The following is a 16,055-nucleotide window of genomic DNA, read 5'->3' on the forward strand; positions in this document are numbered from 1 at the left end:
GTCTCCTGCTGCTTCTGTTCTCCTACTTCTTCTGCTCGACCTTGACCCAGTCGATCTCGGCCTTGATGCCGCCCTGGGCGATCCGGTCGACGCTGGACTGCGGGAGACCCCAGTAGGGCTCGGTGACCTGGTTCCAGCCGGCGGGGTAGGCGCCGCCGAGGGCCAGGTTGAGGATCACGTACTGGTCGTGGTCGAAGACCCACTGGCCGCGGGTGGACTCCAGCTTCTGGCGGGAGGTCCGCTGGACGACCCGGTCGTCGACGGTGAACGTCATGCCTTCGGCCGTCCACTCGACGCCGTAGGTGTGCCACGCGTCGGCGCGGCCGCCGTCCGGGTAGGTCTGCTGCTTCCCGATGTTGCCGTCGGCGGAGTAGCCGGGGCCGTGCAGCGCGGAGCTGGTCCAGTCCCCGTAGCCGATGTTCTCCATGATGTCCGTCTCGCCGGAGCCGGGCCAGGAGACCGTCGGGTCGTCGACATTGCTGCCGAGCATCCAGAACGCGGGCCAGTAGCCGTCCCCGACCGGCAGCTTCATCCGGGCGCTGACCTTGCCGTAGGTGAAGTCGAACCTGGTGTTGGTGTCGACCCGGCCGGAGGTGAGGTCGAAGGTGCCGTTGGGCGTGGAGGTGCAGCCCTTGCAGTACTTCGCCTCCAGGACGAGGGCGCCGTTCTCGGTGCGGATGTTGTCCGTCGAGTCGACGTAGGCCTGCGACTCGCCGTTCACCGGGCCCATCTCCGTGCCGGTGCGCACCACCCGCCACTTGGAGCGGTCCAGACCCGAGCCGGTGAAGTCGTCGAAGAACGTGGTGCTGTACGCGCCGCCGGGGTCCTTGGGCAGGGCCGGATAGGCGGCGTCCGCGCTGCCTCCGGTGCCCCAGACCTGGAACTCGTAGAGCGAGTAGCCGAACTGGGCGGTGGCGGGTGCCGGGTTGTAGAAGGAGCGGCGCTCCACGCCGAGCATCCGCACGTAGCGGCCGGTCGCCGGGGTGGGCAGGGTGACGGTGTCGTGGCGGCCGGCGGCCTCGCCGGGCGCCTTGATGTCGGCGCGGCGGGCGGCGACCTCGTCGGCGGTGGGCTGGTGGACGGTGCGCCAGGTGCTGTTGTCGTCGGAGACCTGGATGCGGTAGTCGACGCCGTACGCCGCCTCCCAGTACAGGTCGACCGAGTCGATGGTGGAGGTGGCCCCGAGGTCGACGCTCACCCAGCGGTCGGCGTTCCAGTCGCTGGACCAGCGGGACTGGCCGCCCCTGAGGTCGGCCGGCCAGCCGCCGTCGGTGACGAAGGCGGGTGAGCTGCCCGCGTCCTGGTAGAGGTTGCCGTACGCGGGGTGGTTCAGGGCCAGGTTGGTGCGGGTGGTGGAGGCGGGTGCGGGCTCGCCCCCGTACACCTTGAAGGAGGCCAGTGCGTAGCCGCCCGCGGTGGCGCGTTGGACGCCGCGCATCCGGACGTAGCGGCCGGTGGTCTCCTGCGGGTAGGTGTGGGCGGTGACGCTGCCGCCGGTGCCGTCGTCCTCGGTGTAGAACGTCGTCCAGTCGGTGCCGTTCCTCGACACCTCCAGGGCGTACTGCTTGCCGTACGAGGCCTCCCAGTCCAGGGTGACCCGGCTGATCCGGAGCGTGGCGCCGAGGTCGACGCGTAGCCAGGCGTCGTCGGCGGCGTCGCTCGACCAGTGGGTGGCGGCGTCGCCGTCCGCGGCGGCGCCCGGTCCGGTGGCGGCGTTCTCGCTGCCGGACGCGGTGACGGCGTCGGGGTCGGCGGTGTAGGCGGAGGCCGCCCGGTCGGTGTCCCAGGCCGCCGCCTGCGCGGCGGCCCGTGGGGAGGGCGCCGCGAAGGCAACGGGGGCGGCGAGGGCGATCAGCGCGGCGGTGGTGGCTGCCAGAGTCGTACGAGAGGGCACGGTGGGGCTCCCGTTCGTATCCATGGGGCTGCGCGACTGCGCGCGGGCGCAGCTACGCGTTGCGGGTGTGATGGATGGTGTCGCGGTACCACTTGGCGCTGTCCTTGAGCGTCCGCACCTGCGTGTCGTAGTCGACGCGGACGATACCGAATCGCTTGTCGTAGCCGTAGGACCACTCGAAGTTGTCCATCAGCGACCAGGCGAAGTAGCCCCGGACGTCGGCCCCTTGTGCGCGGGCGGCGGCGACGGCGGCGATGTGGTCGGCGAGATAGGTGGTGCGGTCGGCGTCGTGGATCCCGCCGTCCGCGGAGACGGTGTCGTCGAAGGCGGCGCCGTTCTCGGTGATGACCGTCGGGAGACCGTAGTCCTTCTCCAGCCGGACGAGCAGGTCGGTGAGGGCGGTGGGGGTGATCTCCCAGTCCATCGCGGTGCGGGGCAGGTCGCGCTCGACGACGCGGGTGACGGGCAGGCCTTCGGCGTCCGTCGTCGCGCCTTCCTCGGTCACGCCGGAGAAGAGGGTGCCGCGGTAGAAGTTGACGCCGAGGACGTCCAGCGGGGTGGCGATGACCGCCAGGTCGCCGTCCTGGACGGGGAGTTCGACGCCCTGCGCGGCGAGGTCGGTGACGATGTCCTCGGGGTAGGCGCCCTTGACGACCGGGTCGAGGTAGAGGCGGCAGCCGAGTCCGTCGGCGCGGCGGGCGGCCTCGGCGTCCTCGTGGCTCTGCGTCTCGGGGGTGGCGGTGCCCAGGTTGAGGGTGAGGCCGAGTTCGAGTGCGTTGCCCCGTGCGGCGGCCTGCTCCCGCAGGTACTGCGAGGCGAGGCCGTGGCCCAGCAGGAGGTGGTGGACGGCGTGGATCGCCTCGCCGAAGTTCTGCCGGCCGGGGGCCTGGTTCCCGTAGGCGTAACCGAGCATCGCCGAGCACCACGGCTCGTTCAGCGTGGTCCAGTGCTTCACCCGGTCGCCCAGGGCGTCGTAGGCGAGGGCGGCGTACTCGGCGAACCGGTAGGCGGTGTCACGGGCGGGCCAGCCGCCCGCGTCCTCCAGCTCCTGCGGCAGGTCCCAGTGGTAGAGGGTGATCCAGGGGGTGACGCCCTTGGCCTCCAGCTCGTCGACCAGGCGCTTGTAGAAGTCGAGGCCCTTCGCGTTGGCGGGGCCCCGGCCGCCGGGCTGGATGCGCGGCCAGGCCAGCGAGAAGCGGTACGTGTCGACGCCCAGGTCGGCGATGAGCGCGACGTCCTCGGGCATCCGGTGGTAGTGGTCGCAGGCCACGTCGCCGTTCTCGCCGCGGACGACCATGCCCGGCACCCTGCAGTACGTGTCCCAGATCGAGGGCGTTCTGCCGTCCTCGGCCGCCGCTCCCTCGATCTGGTAGGCGGCTGTGGCGACGCCCCAGCGGAAGTCGGCGGGCAGACCGGACACGGCCTGGGCGGTGATCTCGCGGGCGTAGGCCTGGGGGGTGACGAGGTTCATGGTTCTCCTGTGGTGTTCGTGGCGTAGTGCGCCAGGTCGTGTCGTCAGACGCCGCGCGGCAAGCGGAGTTCGACGACACGGCCTAGGGCCTGTATGGGGTTGTCACGCGGAAGGAGGAGCGGGGCTGGGTGCGTGCGATCGCAAGGCGCCGGAGCGCCCTTGTAGCGGAGCTACCAGGGCGTTTCGGCAACGCTGCGAGCGTGCGTGCCCAGCCCCGTGACGCCGCGGGACAACCCCATACAGGCCCTAGGACCGGGCGGCCGGGACGGTGGCGGCGGCCGGGGCCTCCCGGTGGAGCCAGCAGGCCACCGAGCGGGAGCTGTCGCCGTCCGGCGCGGCGAGCACCGGGACGTGGGTGTCGCAGCCCTCGACCTTCTTGGCGCAGCGGGGGTGGAAGGCGCAGCCGGCGGGCATCGCGGACAGGTGCGGGGGCGAGCCCGGGATGCCGCTGAGTTCGCGGCGGGGGCCGTGCAGGGCGGGGAAGGAGTGGAGCAGTCCGTCGCTGTAGGGGTGGCGGGGGTCGCGGTAGATGTCGGAGGACCCGGCCTCCTCGACGATCCGGCCGCCGTACATGATCGCGATCCGGTCGGAGAACTCGATCAGGAGCGAGATGTCGTGTGTGATGAAGACGACGGAGAAGCCGAGTTCCTCGCGGAGTTTGACCAGCTGGCGCAGGATCTGGCGCTGCATGACGACGTCCAGGGCCGTCGTGGGCTCGTCCATGATGACGATCTCGGGTTCCAGCGCGAGTGCCATCGCGATCATCACGCGCTGGCGCATGCCGCCGGAGAGCTGGTGCGGGTAGGCGCCGAGCCGGTCGGCGGAGATCCCGACGAGTTTCAGCAGTTCCTCGGCGCGGGCGGTGCGTTCGGCCCGCTTCATCTCCGGGCGGTGGGCCTGGAGTACGTCGGTGAGCTGGCTGTGGACCGTGTGGACCGGGTTGAGGGAGTTCATCGCGCCCTGGAAGACGATCGACAGCTCCTGCCAGCGGAAGGCGCGGAGCTCGGGCGCCGACAGGGTCAGCAGGTCGAGCGTCTCGCCGTCGCGCTGGTGGTAGCGGACCTCGCCGCCGGTGATCACGCCGGGCGGGGAGAGCAGCCGGGTGACGGCGTACGCCAGGGTGGACTTGCCGGAGCCCGACTCGCCTGCCAGGCCGAGGACTTCGCCCCGGTGCAGGGTGAGGTCGATGTCGCGCAGCGCGTGCACGGCGTCGTCGCCGGTCCCGTAGTCGACGTTGAGGCCGCTGATGGTGAGGACGGGCTCGCTCATGAGCGGGTCTCCTTGTCGTGCCTGCCGCTCGCCGCGGCCCTGTCCGTGCCGCGTGCCACGGGGGTGAAGCCGACCCGCATCCGGACCTTGCGGGAGCCGCCGGTCTCGGTGCGCAGGCGCGGGTTGACGAATTCGTCGATGCCGAAGTTGATGAGGGCGAGGGACATGCCGAGCAGGGCGATGCAGAGCCCGGCCGGGACGAACCACCACCACGCGCCCTGGGCCAGGGCCTGGTTGGACTGCGCCCAGAACAGGACGGTCCCCCAGTTCCAGTTGGAGATGTCGGCGACGCCGATGAAGGCGAGGGTGATCTCGGAGAGGATGGCGAAGATGACCGTGCCGACGAAGCCGGAGGCAATGACGGCGGTCAGGTTGGGCATCACCTCGAACAGGATGATCCGCCACGTCGACTCACCGGTGGCGCGGGCCGCCTCGATGTAGTCGCGGCGGCGCAGCGAGAGCGTCTGGGCGCGCAGCACGCGGGCGCCCCAGGCCCAGGAGGTCAGGGCGATGACGGTCGCGATGAGCAGGTCGCCCGCGTCGGAGACGAAGCTGGCGATGATGATGATCAGCGGCAGTCCGGGGATGACGAGGAAGACGTTGGAGAGCAGCGAGAGCACCTCGTCGGCGGTGCCGCCGAGGAAGCCGGCGCTGACGCCGATCAGCACGGACAGGATCGTGGCGAGGATGCCGGCGATGAATCCGACGACCAGTACGCCCCGGGTGCCGACGAGGATCTGCGAGAGGACGTCCTGACCGGTCTGGGTGGTGCCGAACCAGTGGGCCCCGGAGGGCGGCTGGAGCAGTTCCTTGCCCATGGTGTCCGGGTCGTACGGGGCGATCCACGGGCCGATGACGGCGATCAGCACGAAGAAGAGCAGGATGCCGAGTCCGATGACGGTCTTGCGGCCGCGCAGGAACCGGAACTTGCGCTTGCTGGGCGCCAGGGTCTCGGCGGTGTCGAGTACGGCGACTTCGGTGGCGGTGACGGCCATGACCTAGGCCTCCCTTCGGGTACGGGGGTCGAGGATCATGTAGAGCACGTCGGCGAGGAGGTTCGCGGCGAGGACGGAGAGGGTGATGATCAGGAAGACGCCCTGCATCAGGGGGTAGTCCTTGGCTCCCACGCCCTGGAAGAGCTGGTATCCGATGCCCGGGTAGGAGAAGACCATCTCCACCAGCAGGGTGCCGCCGACGATGAAGCCGAGCGAGAGCGCGAAGCCGGAGATGTTGGGCAGGATCGCGTTGCGGGCCGCGTACCCGAACATCACCCGGCGCTCGGAGAGCCCCTTGGCCTGGGCGACCATGACGTAGTCCTCGGAGGAGACCGTCACCATCATGTTGCGCATGCCGAGGATCCAGCCGGCGACCGCGCTGAGCACGATGGTGAGGCCGGGCAGCACCCCGTGGTAGAGCGCGCTGGAGATGAACGGCCAGTCGAAGGCGGGCACGAGCGCGTTGTCGTAGCCGCCGGCGGCCGGGAAGAACGGCCACTTCACGGCGAACAGCGAGATGGCGATGAGGCCGAGCCAGAAGTACGGGATCGCGGAGATGAAGGTGGTGACGGGCAGCAGGCTGTCCAGCCAGGAGCCGCGCCGCCAGCCGGTGAAGACGCCGATCCCGGTGCCGAGGACGAAGCTGATCAGGGTGGTGATGCCGACGAGCGCGAGCGTCCACGGCAGCGACTGGGCGATCACCTCGCTCACCGGCGTGGGGAAGAAGGTGAAGGACAGGCCGAGGTCGCCGTCGAGCAGATGACCCCAGTAGGAGGTGTACTGCTCCCAGAGCGACTGGTGCTTGTCCAGGCCGAAGAGGGCCTTGAGGGAGGCGATGGCGCTGGTGTCCAGCTGTCCCTGGAAGCGGGCGATGAGGGCCTGCACCGGGTCGCCGGGCATCAGCCTCGGGATGAGGAAGTTGATGGTGATCGCGGCCCAGGCGGTGACCAGGTAGAAGGCGAGCCTCTGGAGCAGGTACTTCACTTCGCGGCCTCCTTCTCGTGGTCACCGGCGGGGCCGGCGCCGTCGGCGTACAGCCAGCAGGCGGCCCACTGGCCGTCGGCCAGGTCGAAGCGCGGCGGCAGTTCGGTGCGGCAGCGCTCCATGGCCTTGGGGCAGCGCGGGTGGAAGCGGCAGCCGGCCGGGGGCGCGATGAGCGACGGGGGCTCGCCGCTGCCGGTCTCCTCCTGCTCCTCCTCCGCGACCACCCGGTCCGGGTCGGGCGCGGAGGCGATCAGCAGCTGGGTGTAGGGGTGGGCGGGGCGCTGGGTGACGGTCTCGCTGTCCCCGCCCTCCACGATCCGGCCCGCGTACATCACCAGCGTGGAGTCCGCGAAGTAGCGGGCGGAGGCGATGTCGTGGGTGATGTAGAGGATCGCGAGGTGCATGCGGTCCTTGAGGTCCTTGAGCAGGTTGAGCACCCCGAGCCGGATCGAGACGTCCAGCATCGAAACGGGCTCGTCGGCGAGGAGAACCTGGGGGTCGGCGCCGAGCGCGCGGGCGATGGCCACGCGCTGGCGCTGACCTCCCGACAGCTCGTGCGGGAACTTGTCCAGGTACTGATGAGGAGGAGTCAGCTGGACGCGGTTCAGCAGAGCGGTCAGGTTCTGTTCCAGTTCCGCCTCGCCGTTCCCCGCCCGGCCGTGGATCCTCAGCGCCCGGGTGAGGTGGTAGCGCACGGTGTGCACCGGGTTCAGCGAGGCGAACGGGTCCTGGAAGATGAGCTGGACCCGTCGTACGTAACTGCGGAAGGACCGGCCACGTCCGGCCTTCACCGGCTGGCCGCCCAGGTGGATCTCGCCCTCAGTGAGCGGATACAGCTGGGCGAGCAGTCTGGCGACGGTGGACTTCCCGGAGCCCGACTCCCCCACCAGCGCCGTGACGGTGCCGCGCCGCAGTTTCAGCGAGACGTCGTCGACGGCGTGGACGCTGCGGCGCTTGCCCGCGAGGAGATCGCGGCCGGTGCGCCGCACGGCGAAGTGTTTGGTGACTCCGCGTGCTTCGAGCACGACGTGGTTCTTTTCCTGCTGTTCAGACATGGCCGGTACCTGGATCCCTGGGTGCTACTTCTTCGACGGCTTGAGCTTCAGCACGACTTCCAGCGACGAGGGCTGGGTGTGCTGCGGGTCGGCGTACGGGTCGGCCTCCGTGGGCCAGCCCACCCAGTTCTTGGTGGAGTACTCGGCCCCGATGGGGGCGGCGGCGGTGGGGATCATCGGCGCCTGCTCGACCATGATCTTCTGTAGCGTGTTCATCGCGGTGATGCGCGTGGTGTCGGTCGTGGCGTTGGCGAAGTCCTTGAGCGCCTCGGTGGCCTCGGTGTTCTTGAAGCGGCCGAAGTTGCCGAGCTGGGAGGCCTTGCCGATGGGCTGGAGCAGCGCGCCGTCCATGATGTTCTGGTACATGTCGTACGGGGTGGCGCCGCTGTTGGTCCAGTGCAGGGTGGCGTCGAAGTTGCCGTTGGCGACGTCCGCGCCCCAGGCCTCCGCGGTCTGGGTCTTGACCTTGGCCTCGATGCCGAGCTTCTTGATGTTGTCCTTGATGATCGCGAGGCCGGTGATGTAGTCGTTCCAGCCGGCCGGGTCGGTGAAGGTCAGCTTCACCGGCTTGCCGCTCGGGTCCTTCAGCACTCCGCCGCTGAGGGTGAAGCCGGCCTTGTCGAGGATCTTCTTGGCGCCCTCGACATCGGGCTTCGTGGTGGCGTCCTTGTACTCGGGGGCGATGAAGGACTTGCCGGCGGGCAGCGGGATGCCGGTCGGGTTGGTGATCTCCGGGTAGAGGGTCGCCTCCGCCTGGGTGTAGATCGCGTTGCGGTCGACGACCATCGCCATGGCCTTGCGCAGCGCCGGGTTGTCGAACGGCTTGCGGGCGGTGTTGAACCACAGTCCGTGGATGCCGAGCCCGGAGGGGAACCACAGCTTGTGGTTCTTGGGGTCCTTGGCGATGTACAGCTGCTTGTAGTTCGGCATGAAGACGAACGACCACTCGAGCTTGCCGCCGGCCAGTGCGGTGGTGGCGGCGCTGTTGTCGTTGTACGTGCTGTACCGCAGCTCCTTGACCTTCGTCGCACCCTTCCAGTAGGTGGGCGTGGCGGTCAGGGTGGTGGTCTGCGGGGTGAACGTCTTCAGCTTGTACGGGCCCGAGCCGACGGGGGTCCGGTTCGGCCAGGTCTCCGGGTCCTTGACGCCTTCCCAGATGTGCTTGGGCACGATGAACTGCTGGATGATCTTGTTCTGGTTGACGTACTGCGAGTCGTCGAAGGTCAGCACGACCTTCTTGTCCTGGACCTCGACCCCGCCGAAGGCGATGCCGTTGCCGTTGAGCGCGGGGTGCTTCTTCAGCAGGTTGAACGTGAACGCCACGTCCTCGGCGGTCAGCGGCTTGCCGTCGGCCCACTTGGCCTTGTCGTCGAGGGTGAAGGTGACCTTGGTGAAGTTGAGGTCCCACTTCCAGGACGTCGCCAGCCACGGGTCGGCCTTGTCGGCGGGCCGGATCTGGCTCGTCATCGCCAGCGGCTCGTAGATCATGTAGCGGTAGCCGAGGGTGGCGCCCGCCGAGGTGTTGAGGAACGGGTTGCTGTTGTTCGTCTGCGGCCCGTCCGGCTTGCCCAGCGTCAGGACTCCTGACGCGGCGCCGCCGCCCTTGTTGGCGTTCGAGTTGGCTGACGAGCATCCGGCGGCGAGCGCGACCACCGCGGTGGCGAGCGCGACCGCTCTGAGCGTGTGGTGACGGCGTGCGGACATGGCGACTCCAGGAGGGACTGGCGGGTCTGGGAGATCCGGGAACGGGCAGCGCTCGGCGCGCCGGGTACGGGCGGTGCGGGTGCGGTGCGGGTGCGCGCAGCCGGCTGCTGCACGGAGTACGGGAGCGGTGGGGCCGGTCCGGCCCCGGCCGCTAGGGCGCCGAGTGGCGCACGACCAGTTCGGTGGGCAGCACGAGGGGTGCGTCGGGTACGGCCGTGCCGCCGAGGTGGGAGAGCAGCATCCGTGCGGCCGTCTCACCCATCTGCCGGGTGGGCTGGCGCACGGTGGTCAGCGGCGGTTCGGTGTGCTCGGCCATCGGGATGTCGTCGAAGCCGACCACCGCGATGTCGCCGGGAACGGACCGTCCCGCGGCGCGCAGCGCCCGCAGCACGCCTGCCGCCGTGATGTCGTTGTGTGCGAAGACCGAGTCGAACTCGACTCCGGAGGCGATGAGTTGCTCCACGGCCAGCCGGCCGCAGATCTCGGTGAAGTCCCCGCGGACGATGAGGTCCGTGGGCAGCACGGAGACGAATCCCGCAAGCCGGTCGCGTACGCAGCCGAAGTCCTGGGGGCCCGTGATGACCAGGGGCCTGGTGCGGCCGGCAGCCCGCAGATGGCGGGCGGCCGACGCGCCTCCTTCGTGGTTGGTGGTCACGACGGAGGGGAACTCGGGGTGGTGGCCGCGATCGTCGATCAGCACGATCGGCAGACCACCGCGGTGCAGTGCGGTGAGGTGGTCGAGGGTGTTCTCGGGTTCGACCACGACCAGTCCGTCGAAGGCCCGCGCCGACACCTGGCTGGTGAAGCGCTCCACGGACTCGGCCCCGCGGTTGCAGGTGAAGAGCAGCAGCCCGTAGTCGGCGGCCTCGACGGTGTCGACGACGCCCTGAAGCACCTCGCCCATCCACGGCCAGGTCAGCGAGGGCACCAGCATGCCGACCGTACGGCTGCTGCCGCGGGCCAGACCGACGGCGCCCGAGCTGGGCACATAACCGAGATGTGCGATCACTTCACGAACACGGGCGGCCGTTGAACCGTCCACTTCGCCCTTGGTGTTGATGACCCGGGACACGGTCGTCTTGCTGACGCCGGCCTCGCGGGCGACATCAGCGATGGTGACACGCATCGGGGGCCTCCAGGACACAACAGGACAGAGGGAGCAGCCGGTCGTGGAACCGGTACCGCAACCGGTTCCGGAACCGGTACCGGCGTTGGTGGCGTGAGTTAACCCCGCTGGAACAGAGCCGTCAATACTTCACACCGAGATTGGTCCGTACCCATCCCGCGAGCTGCGGGGAACGCCAATGTGTTCAAGTCCTGAACGCGGACCCTCTTGACGTGAGCACGTAAGAGCAGTTCACTCACGCCTCGTTCGACGGCACGTTCCCCACGCTCCCGCCGAGGAAGGTCTTGAGCATGATCCGATCAGGAAGAGCCGTACGGGCGCTGCTCGCCGCAGCGCTCGCCACCGCCGGCCTCACCGGGCTCTCGTCCGGCACCGCCCAGGCCGCGGGCGAGACCGTCAACATCGCCCTGACCACCACCGACGACTCGGGCGGCCGCCACGTCACCCGGGGCCTCCAGGCCCAGACCCCGGTCGCCTTCACGGCCGGGAGCGGCGGCGGCGGTACGAACATCACCGTCGACGAGAACACCCGGTACCAGACCTTCACCGGCGGCGGCGCCTCGTTCACCGACACGGCCGCGTACCTGATGAAGAGCAGCGGGGCGCTGAGCCAGGCGACCCGGGACGCCACGATGAAGAAGCTGTTCTCCCCCACGGACGGCATCGGGCTCTCGTTCGTACGCAATCCGATGGGCGGCTCCGACCTCGCCAGGACCGGTTACACCTACGACGACATCCCCGCCGGGCAGACCGACCCGTCGCTCGGGAAATTCTCGATCGCACACGACCTGGAGGACGTGCTCCCGCTCACCAGGCAGGCCAGGGAACTGAACCCGGCCCTGACGACGGTGGCGTCCCCGTGGACGGCTCCGGCCTGGATGAAGGACAACGGGCAGCTGAACGGCGGCTGGCTGAAGGCGGAGAACTACGGCGCCTACGCCGACTACTTCGTGAAGTACCTCCAGGCCTACCGGGACCAGGGCGTTCCGGTCGACTACGTCACCGCGCAGAACGAGCCGACCTGCTGTTCCGGCTACCCCTCGATGAGCTGGAACGGCTCCGGGCTCGCCTACTTCACCAAGAGCGAGCTGCTGCCCAGACTGCAGTCGGCCGGCCTCTCCACCAAGGTGCTGGCGCACGACTGGAACTGGGACACCTACGACGAGTACGCCGCGGCCACCGTGAACGACGCGGAGGTGCGCAACCACCCCAACTTCGGCGGGGTCGCCTGGCACGGGTACGGCGGCGACGTCTCCAAGCAGACGGCGGTGCACGACCAGTACCCCTCGATGGACGCCTTCCAGACCGAGCACTCGGGCGGCACCTGGATCGCCGACCAGCAGCGCGAGGACATGCTGAACATCATCGACTACACCCGCAACTGGGCGAAGTCGGTGACCAAGTGGTCCCTGGCGGTGGACCAGAACCGCGGCCCGCACAACGGCGGCTGCGGCACCTGCGACGGGCTGATCACCGTGCACAACGGCGACGGCAGCAGCGGACAGGTCGACTACAACATCGAGTACTACACGATGGGCCACCTGACCAAGTTCGTCCGCCCGGGAGCCTCCCGGATCGCCTCCACGGCCAGCTCCACCGTGCCCAATGTCGCCTGGCGCAACCCGGACGGCTCGAAGGCGCTGATCGCGTACAACGGCGGCGGTTCGGCCCAGCAGATCACCGTCAACTGGGGCGGCAGCACGTTCACTTACTCACTGCCGGCCCGCACGTCCGCGACCTTCACCTGGTCCGGCACCCCGTCCGGCTCCGCGGGCACCTCCGGGGCCCTGGCGACGGGCGGCAAGTGCCTGGACGCCACCGGCAACACGGCCGCCGACGGCACGCCGGCCCAGCTCTGGGACTGCACCGGCGCGGCGAACCAGCGCTGGACGCTGCCGGGCGACGGCTCGGTCCGCACGCTGGGCGCCTGCCTCGACGTCACGGGCGGCTCGACGGCGAACGGAGCGAAGGTCCAGCTGTACACCTGCAACGGTTCCGCGGCGCAGCGCTGGACGTACGACGCGTCGACGGGTGCCGTCGTCAACCCGGCCTCGGGCAAGTGCCTGGACGTGACCGACCGGTCGACGGCGAACGGCGCCCGCACCCAGATCTGGACGTGCACGGGGGCGGCCAACCAGAAGTGGCACCTGGGGTAGCCGACGCGCGCCACGGCCGCGGACCGGGCCGGTCCGCGGCCGGGGCGCGCCCGCGCTACTCCGTCGGCTCGATCCCGGCCCGCAGCAGACCGAAGGTGTACGCGTCCTCCAGCGCCTGCCAGGAGGCCGCGATGATGTTCTCTGCGACGCCCACGGTCGACCAGTCGGCGGTGCCGTCGCCGGTGGTGATCAGGACCCTGGTCGTGGAGTCGGTGCCGGTGCGCCCCTCCAGGATGCGGACCTTGTAGTCCACCAGCTCCAGCTTGGCGAGCTGGGGGTAGATCCGTTCCAGGGCGACCCGCAGCGCCCGGTCCAGGGCGTTGACCGGGCCGTTGCCCTCCGCGGTCGCGACGATGCGCTCGCCCTTGGCCCAGAGCTTCACGGTCGCCTCGTTGGCGTGCGTGCCGTCGGGGCGGTCCTCGACGATGGCCCGCCAGGACTCGGTACGGAAGTAGCGGCGTACCCGGCCCTCCACCTCGGCCCGCAGCAGCAGCTCGAAGGAGGCGTCGGCCGCCTCGTAGGTGTAGCCCCTGAGTTCGCGCTCCTTGACCCGCTCGACGACGCGCCCGACGAGCTCGCGGTCGCCCCCGAGGTCGATGCCGAGCTCCTGGCTCTTGAGCTCGATGGAGGCGCGGCCCGCCATGTCGGAGACGAGCATCCGCATGGTGTTGCCGACCAGCGCGGGGTCGATGTGCTGGTACAGGTCGGGGTCGACCTTGATCGCGGAGGCGTGCAGCCCGGCCTTGTGCGCGAAGGCCGAGACACCGACGTAGGGCTGGTGGGTGGAGGGGGCGAGGTTGACGACCTCGGCGATGGCGTGCGAGACGCGGGTCATGTCGGCGAGCGCGCCCTCGGGCAGCACGGTCTTGCCGTACTTGAGCTCCAGCGCGGCGACGACGGGGAAGAGGTTGGCGTTGCCGACCCGTTCGCCGTAGCCGTTCGCGGTGCACTGGACGTGGGTGGCGCCCGCGTCGACCGCGGCCAGGGTGTTGGCGACGGCGCAGCCGGTGTCGTCCTGGGCGTGGATGCCGAGGCGGGCGCCGGTGTCGGCGAGGACGGTGGAGACGACGGCCTGGACCTGAGCGGGGAGCATCCCGCCGTTGGTGTCGCAGAGGATGACGACGTCCGCGCCGGCCTCGGACGCGGTCCGGACGACGGCCTTGGCGTACTCGGCGTTGGCCCGGTAGCCGTCGAAGAAGTGCTCGCAGTCGACGAAGACCCGACGGCCCTGCTCGCGGAGGAAGGAGACGGTGTCGCGGACCATCTCCAGGTTCTCCTCCAGCGTGGTGCGCAGGGCGAGTTCCACATGGCGGTCGTGGGACTTGGCGACCAGCGTGATCACCGGCGCGCCCGACTCCAGCAGCGCCTTGACCTGCGGGTCCTCGGCCGCCTTGCCGCCGGCTCTGCGGGTCGCGCCGAAGGCGACCAGCTCGGCGTTGCGGAATTCGATCTCCTGCTGGGCGCGCGCGAAGAACTCGGTGTCGCGGGGGTTGGCACCCGGCCAGCCGCCCTCGATGAAGCCGACGCCGAAGTTGTCCAGGTGCCGGGCGATGGTGAGCTTGTCGGCGACCGTCAGGTTGATGCCTTCACGCTGCGCGCCGTCGCGCAGCGTGGTGTCGAAGACATGGAAGCTGTCGTCGGTGGGCTTGGCCTTGGTGGTCATGCTGGTCTGACTCCTGTCGGATGAGTGGATCCGGACGATCTGGCTCCACTTGCCCCCATCATCCCGCGCGCCTCGCTCCGGCCGAGGTGAGGGCCGGAAAACAAAAAACCCCTCGCGGGTGCGAGAGGTCTGCGCGCGGGTCTGGGGCACGATGGCCGCGCCGTACATGGTGGTACGGGACGGTCACTGCGGACCGGCGCGCCTGTTGCCAATAATCATGACGAACGAGGACACGGAGGCAGTCTCGCACAGGACGGCCTCCGTGCCGTGTCCCGTCTCAGGATGCGGGCGTGATGGTGGTCGCTCCGGCCTGCTGGGACCGCTCCCGCGGCTGTCCGGCCGCGGCGACCCGGTTCAGGTCGATGTCGCGGGTCTCGCGCATCGACAGGTAGACGATCAGCGAGACCGCGGCGCAGCCCGCCACGTACCAGTAGAAGCCGGATTCGGCGCCGGCGTTCTTGAACCAGAGCGCCACGTACTCGGCGGTGCCGCCGAACAGCGCGTTGGCGACGGCGTACGAGAGACCGACCCCCAGGGCGCGGATGTTGGTCGGGAAGAGCTCGGCCTTCACACAGGCGTTGATGGAGGTGTAGCCGGTGACCACGACCAGGGCGAGGAGTGCCAGGCCGAGCGCGGGCCAGAAGGTGTCGGCGTGCTTGAGCATCGTCATGATCGGCACGGTCAGGAAGGTCGAGCCGACGGCGAAGGTGATCAGCAGCGGACGGCGGCCGATCCGGTCGGAGAGCATCCCGGCCAGTGGCTGGACGCACATGAAGACGAACAGGGCGCAGAAGCTGACGAGCGAGGCGGTGGACTTGTCCATGCCGGCGCTCTTGGAGAGGAACTTGGTGAGGTAGGTGGTGTACGTGTAGTAGGCGACGGTCCCGCCCATGGTCAGCGCCATAACCAGGAACGCCTCGCGCCGGTGCTGCCAGAGCACCTTCAGCGTGCCGCGGTCCTCCTGCTCCGCGGCGCCGGACTCGGCGTACACCTCCGTCTCCAGCATGGAGCGGCGCAGGTAGAAGACGATGGCGGCGCCGAGCGCGCCGACGACGAACGGGATGCGCCAGCCCCAGCTGTGCAGCGCCGCGTCGGACATGTTGCGCTGGAGGACGATCTGGAGGCCGAGGCCGACGAGTTGGCCGGCGGTCATGGAGACGTACTGGAAGCTGGAGGCGAAGCCGCGCTTCTCGGGGGCGGAGGCCTCGGTGAGGTAGGTGGCGCTGGCGGCGTACTCGCCGCCGACCGAGAGCCCCTGGAGCAGCCGGGCGAGCATCAGCACGGCGACCCCGCCGTATCCGGCGACGTCGTAGGTGGGAGCGATGGCGATCAGGATCGCGGAGGCCGACATGAGGGTGACGGTCAGGGTGAGCGCGGCCTTGCGGCCCTTGCGGTCACCGATCCGGCCGAGCAGCCAGCCGCCGACCGGTCTCATGAAGAAGCCGACGGCGAAGATGCCCATCGTGTTCATGAGATTGGCGGTCTCGTTGCCCTCGGGGAAGAACGAGTCCGCGAAGTAGACCGCGAAGGTCGCGTACACGAACCAGTCGAACCACTCGACCATGTTGCCGGCGGAGCCGACCCAGATCTTCTTCCACTGCTCTCGTCCCATGGTTGGTCACCGTGCCCCAACGGCCGGAGAACTAACAAGGATGCAGAGGACAACGATCGGGCGTACTTATGTGCGTTGCGTTCACCGAAGGAGGTAGTCCCGCGAGAACTTCCCTGCGCAGTAGGG

Annotated in this window: 11 protein-coding genes; 1 reads left to right on the top strand and 10 read right to left on the bottom strand. The window is 69.5% G+C overall.

Annotation, left to right across the window (positions count from 1 at the left end; translation table 11 throughout):
• Positions 1–22 precede the first annotated feature (22 nt).
• The 8 genes from ACIO3R_RS30215 to ACIO3R_RS30250 all read right to left on the bottom strand — a co-directional run bounded on the left by ACIO3R_RS30215 (position 23) and on the right by ACIO3R_RS30250 (position 10,498).
• Positions 23–1,894, bottom strand: coding sequence for a discoidin domain-containing protein (locus tag ACIO3R_RS30215; protein WP_402110137.1), 1,872 nt, complete (start codon positions 1,892–1,894; stop codon positions 23–25).
• Positions 1,895–1,946: 52 nt separating this feature from the next.
• On the bottom strand, positions 1,947–3,365 hold the full coding sequence (locus ACIO3R_RS30220; RefSeq protein WP_402110139.1) for a GH1 family beta-glucosidase: 1,419 nt from the start codon (positions 3,363–3,365) through the stop codon (positions 1,947–1,949).
• Positions 3,366–3,611: 246 nt separating this feature from the next.
• Positions 3,612–4,634 (bottom strand): ABC transporter ATP-binding protein, encoded by a 1,023-nt coding sequence (locus ACIO3R_RS30225; protein ID WP_402110141.1) that lies wholly within the window; start codon positions 4,632–4,634, stop codon positions 3,612–3,614.
• Positions 4,631–5,629: an ABC transporter permease gene (locus ACIO3R_RS30230; RefSeq protein WP_402110143.1), complete on the bottom strand. Its 999-nt coding sequence runs from the start codon at positions 5,627–5,629 to the stop codon at positions 4,631–4,633. Before ACIO3R_RS30230 ends, ACIO3R_RS30225 begins: the two co-directional genes overlap by 4 nt.
• A gap of 3 nt (positions 5,630–5,632) precedes the next feature.
• Positions 5,633–6,613, bottom strand: coding sequence for an ABC transporter permease (locus ACIO3R_RS30235; protein ID WP_385348201.1), 981 nt, complete (start codon positions 6,611–6,613; stop codon positions 5,633–5,635).
• A complete protein-coding gene (locus tag ACIO3R_RS30240) occupies positions 6,610–7,668 on the bottom strand; it encodes an ABC transporter ATP-binding protein (RefSeq protein ID WP_385040060.1) in 1,059 nt (352 codons plus the stop codon). Before ACIO3R_RS30240 ends, ACIO3R_RS30235 begins: the two co-directional genes overlap by 4 nt.
• A gap of 24 nt (positions 7,669–7,692) precedes the next feature.
• Positions 7,693–9,372, bottom strand: coding sequence for an ABC transporter substrate-binding protein (locus ACIO3R_RS30245; RefSeq protein WP_385040063.1), 1,680 nt, complete (start codon positions 9,370–9,372; stop codon positions 7,693–7,695).
• Positions 9,373–9,523: 151 nt separating this feature from the next.
• Positions 9,524–10,498: a LacI family DNA-binding transcriptional regulator gene (locus ACIO3R_RS30250; protein WP_385040066.1), complete on the bottom strand. Its 975-nt coding sequence runs from the start codon at positions 10,496–10,498 to the stop codon at positions 9,524–9,526.
• Between the two features lie 290 nt (positions 10,499–10,788).
• On the opposite strand from ACIO3R_RS30250, the gene ACIO3R_RS30255 reads away from it, so the two are divergent.
• On the top strand, positions 10,789–12,654 hold the full coding sequence (locus tag ACIO3R_RS30255) for a ricin-type beta-trefoil lectin domain protein (protein WP_385040069.1): 1,866 nt from the start codon (positions 10,789–10,791) through the stop codon (positions 12,652–12,654).
• Positions 12,655–12,709: 55 nt separating this feature from the next.
• On the opposite strand, the gene cimA is transcribed toward ACIO3R_RS30255, so the two are convergent.
• Positions 12,710–14,317: a citramalate synthase gene (gene cimA / locus ACIO3R_RS30260; protein ID WP_363030192.1), complete on the bottom strand. Its 1,608-nt coding sequence runs from the start codon at positions 14,315–14,317 to the stop codon at positions 12,710–12,712.
• A gap of 277 nt (positions 14,318–14,594) precedes the next feature.
• Complete coding sequence (locus tag ACIO3R_RS30265; protein WP_402110147.1) at positions 14,595–15,929, bottom strand: MFS transporter; 1,335 nt, start codon at positions 15,927–15,929, stop codon at positions 14,595–14,597.
• Positions 15,930–16,055: the final 126 nt, after the last annotated feature.

It is taken from the genome of Streptomyces sp. NPDC087428 (assembly GCF_044744085.1).
Taxonomy (GTDB): domain Bacteria; phylum Actinomycetota; class Actinomycetes; order Streptomycetales; family Streptomycetaceae; genus Streptomyces.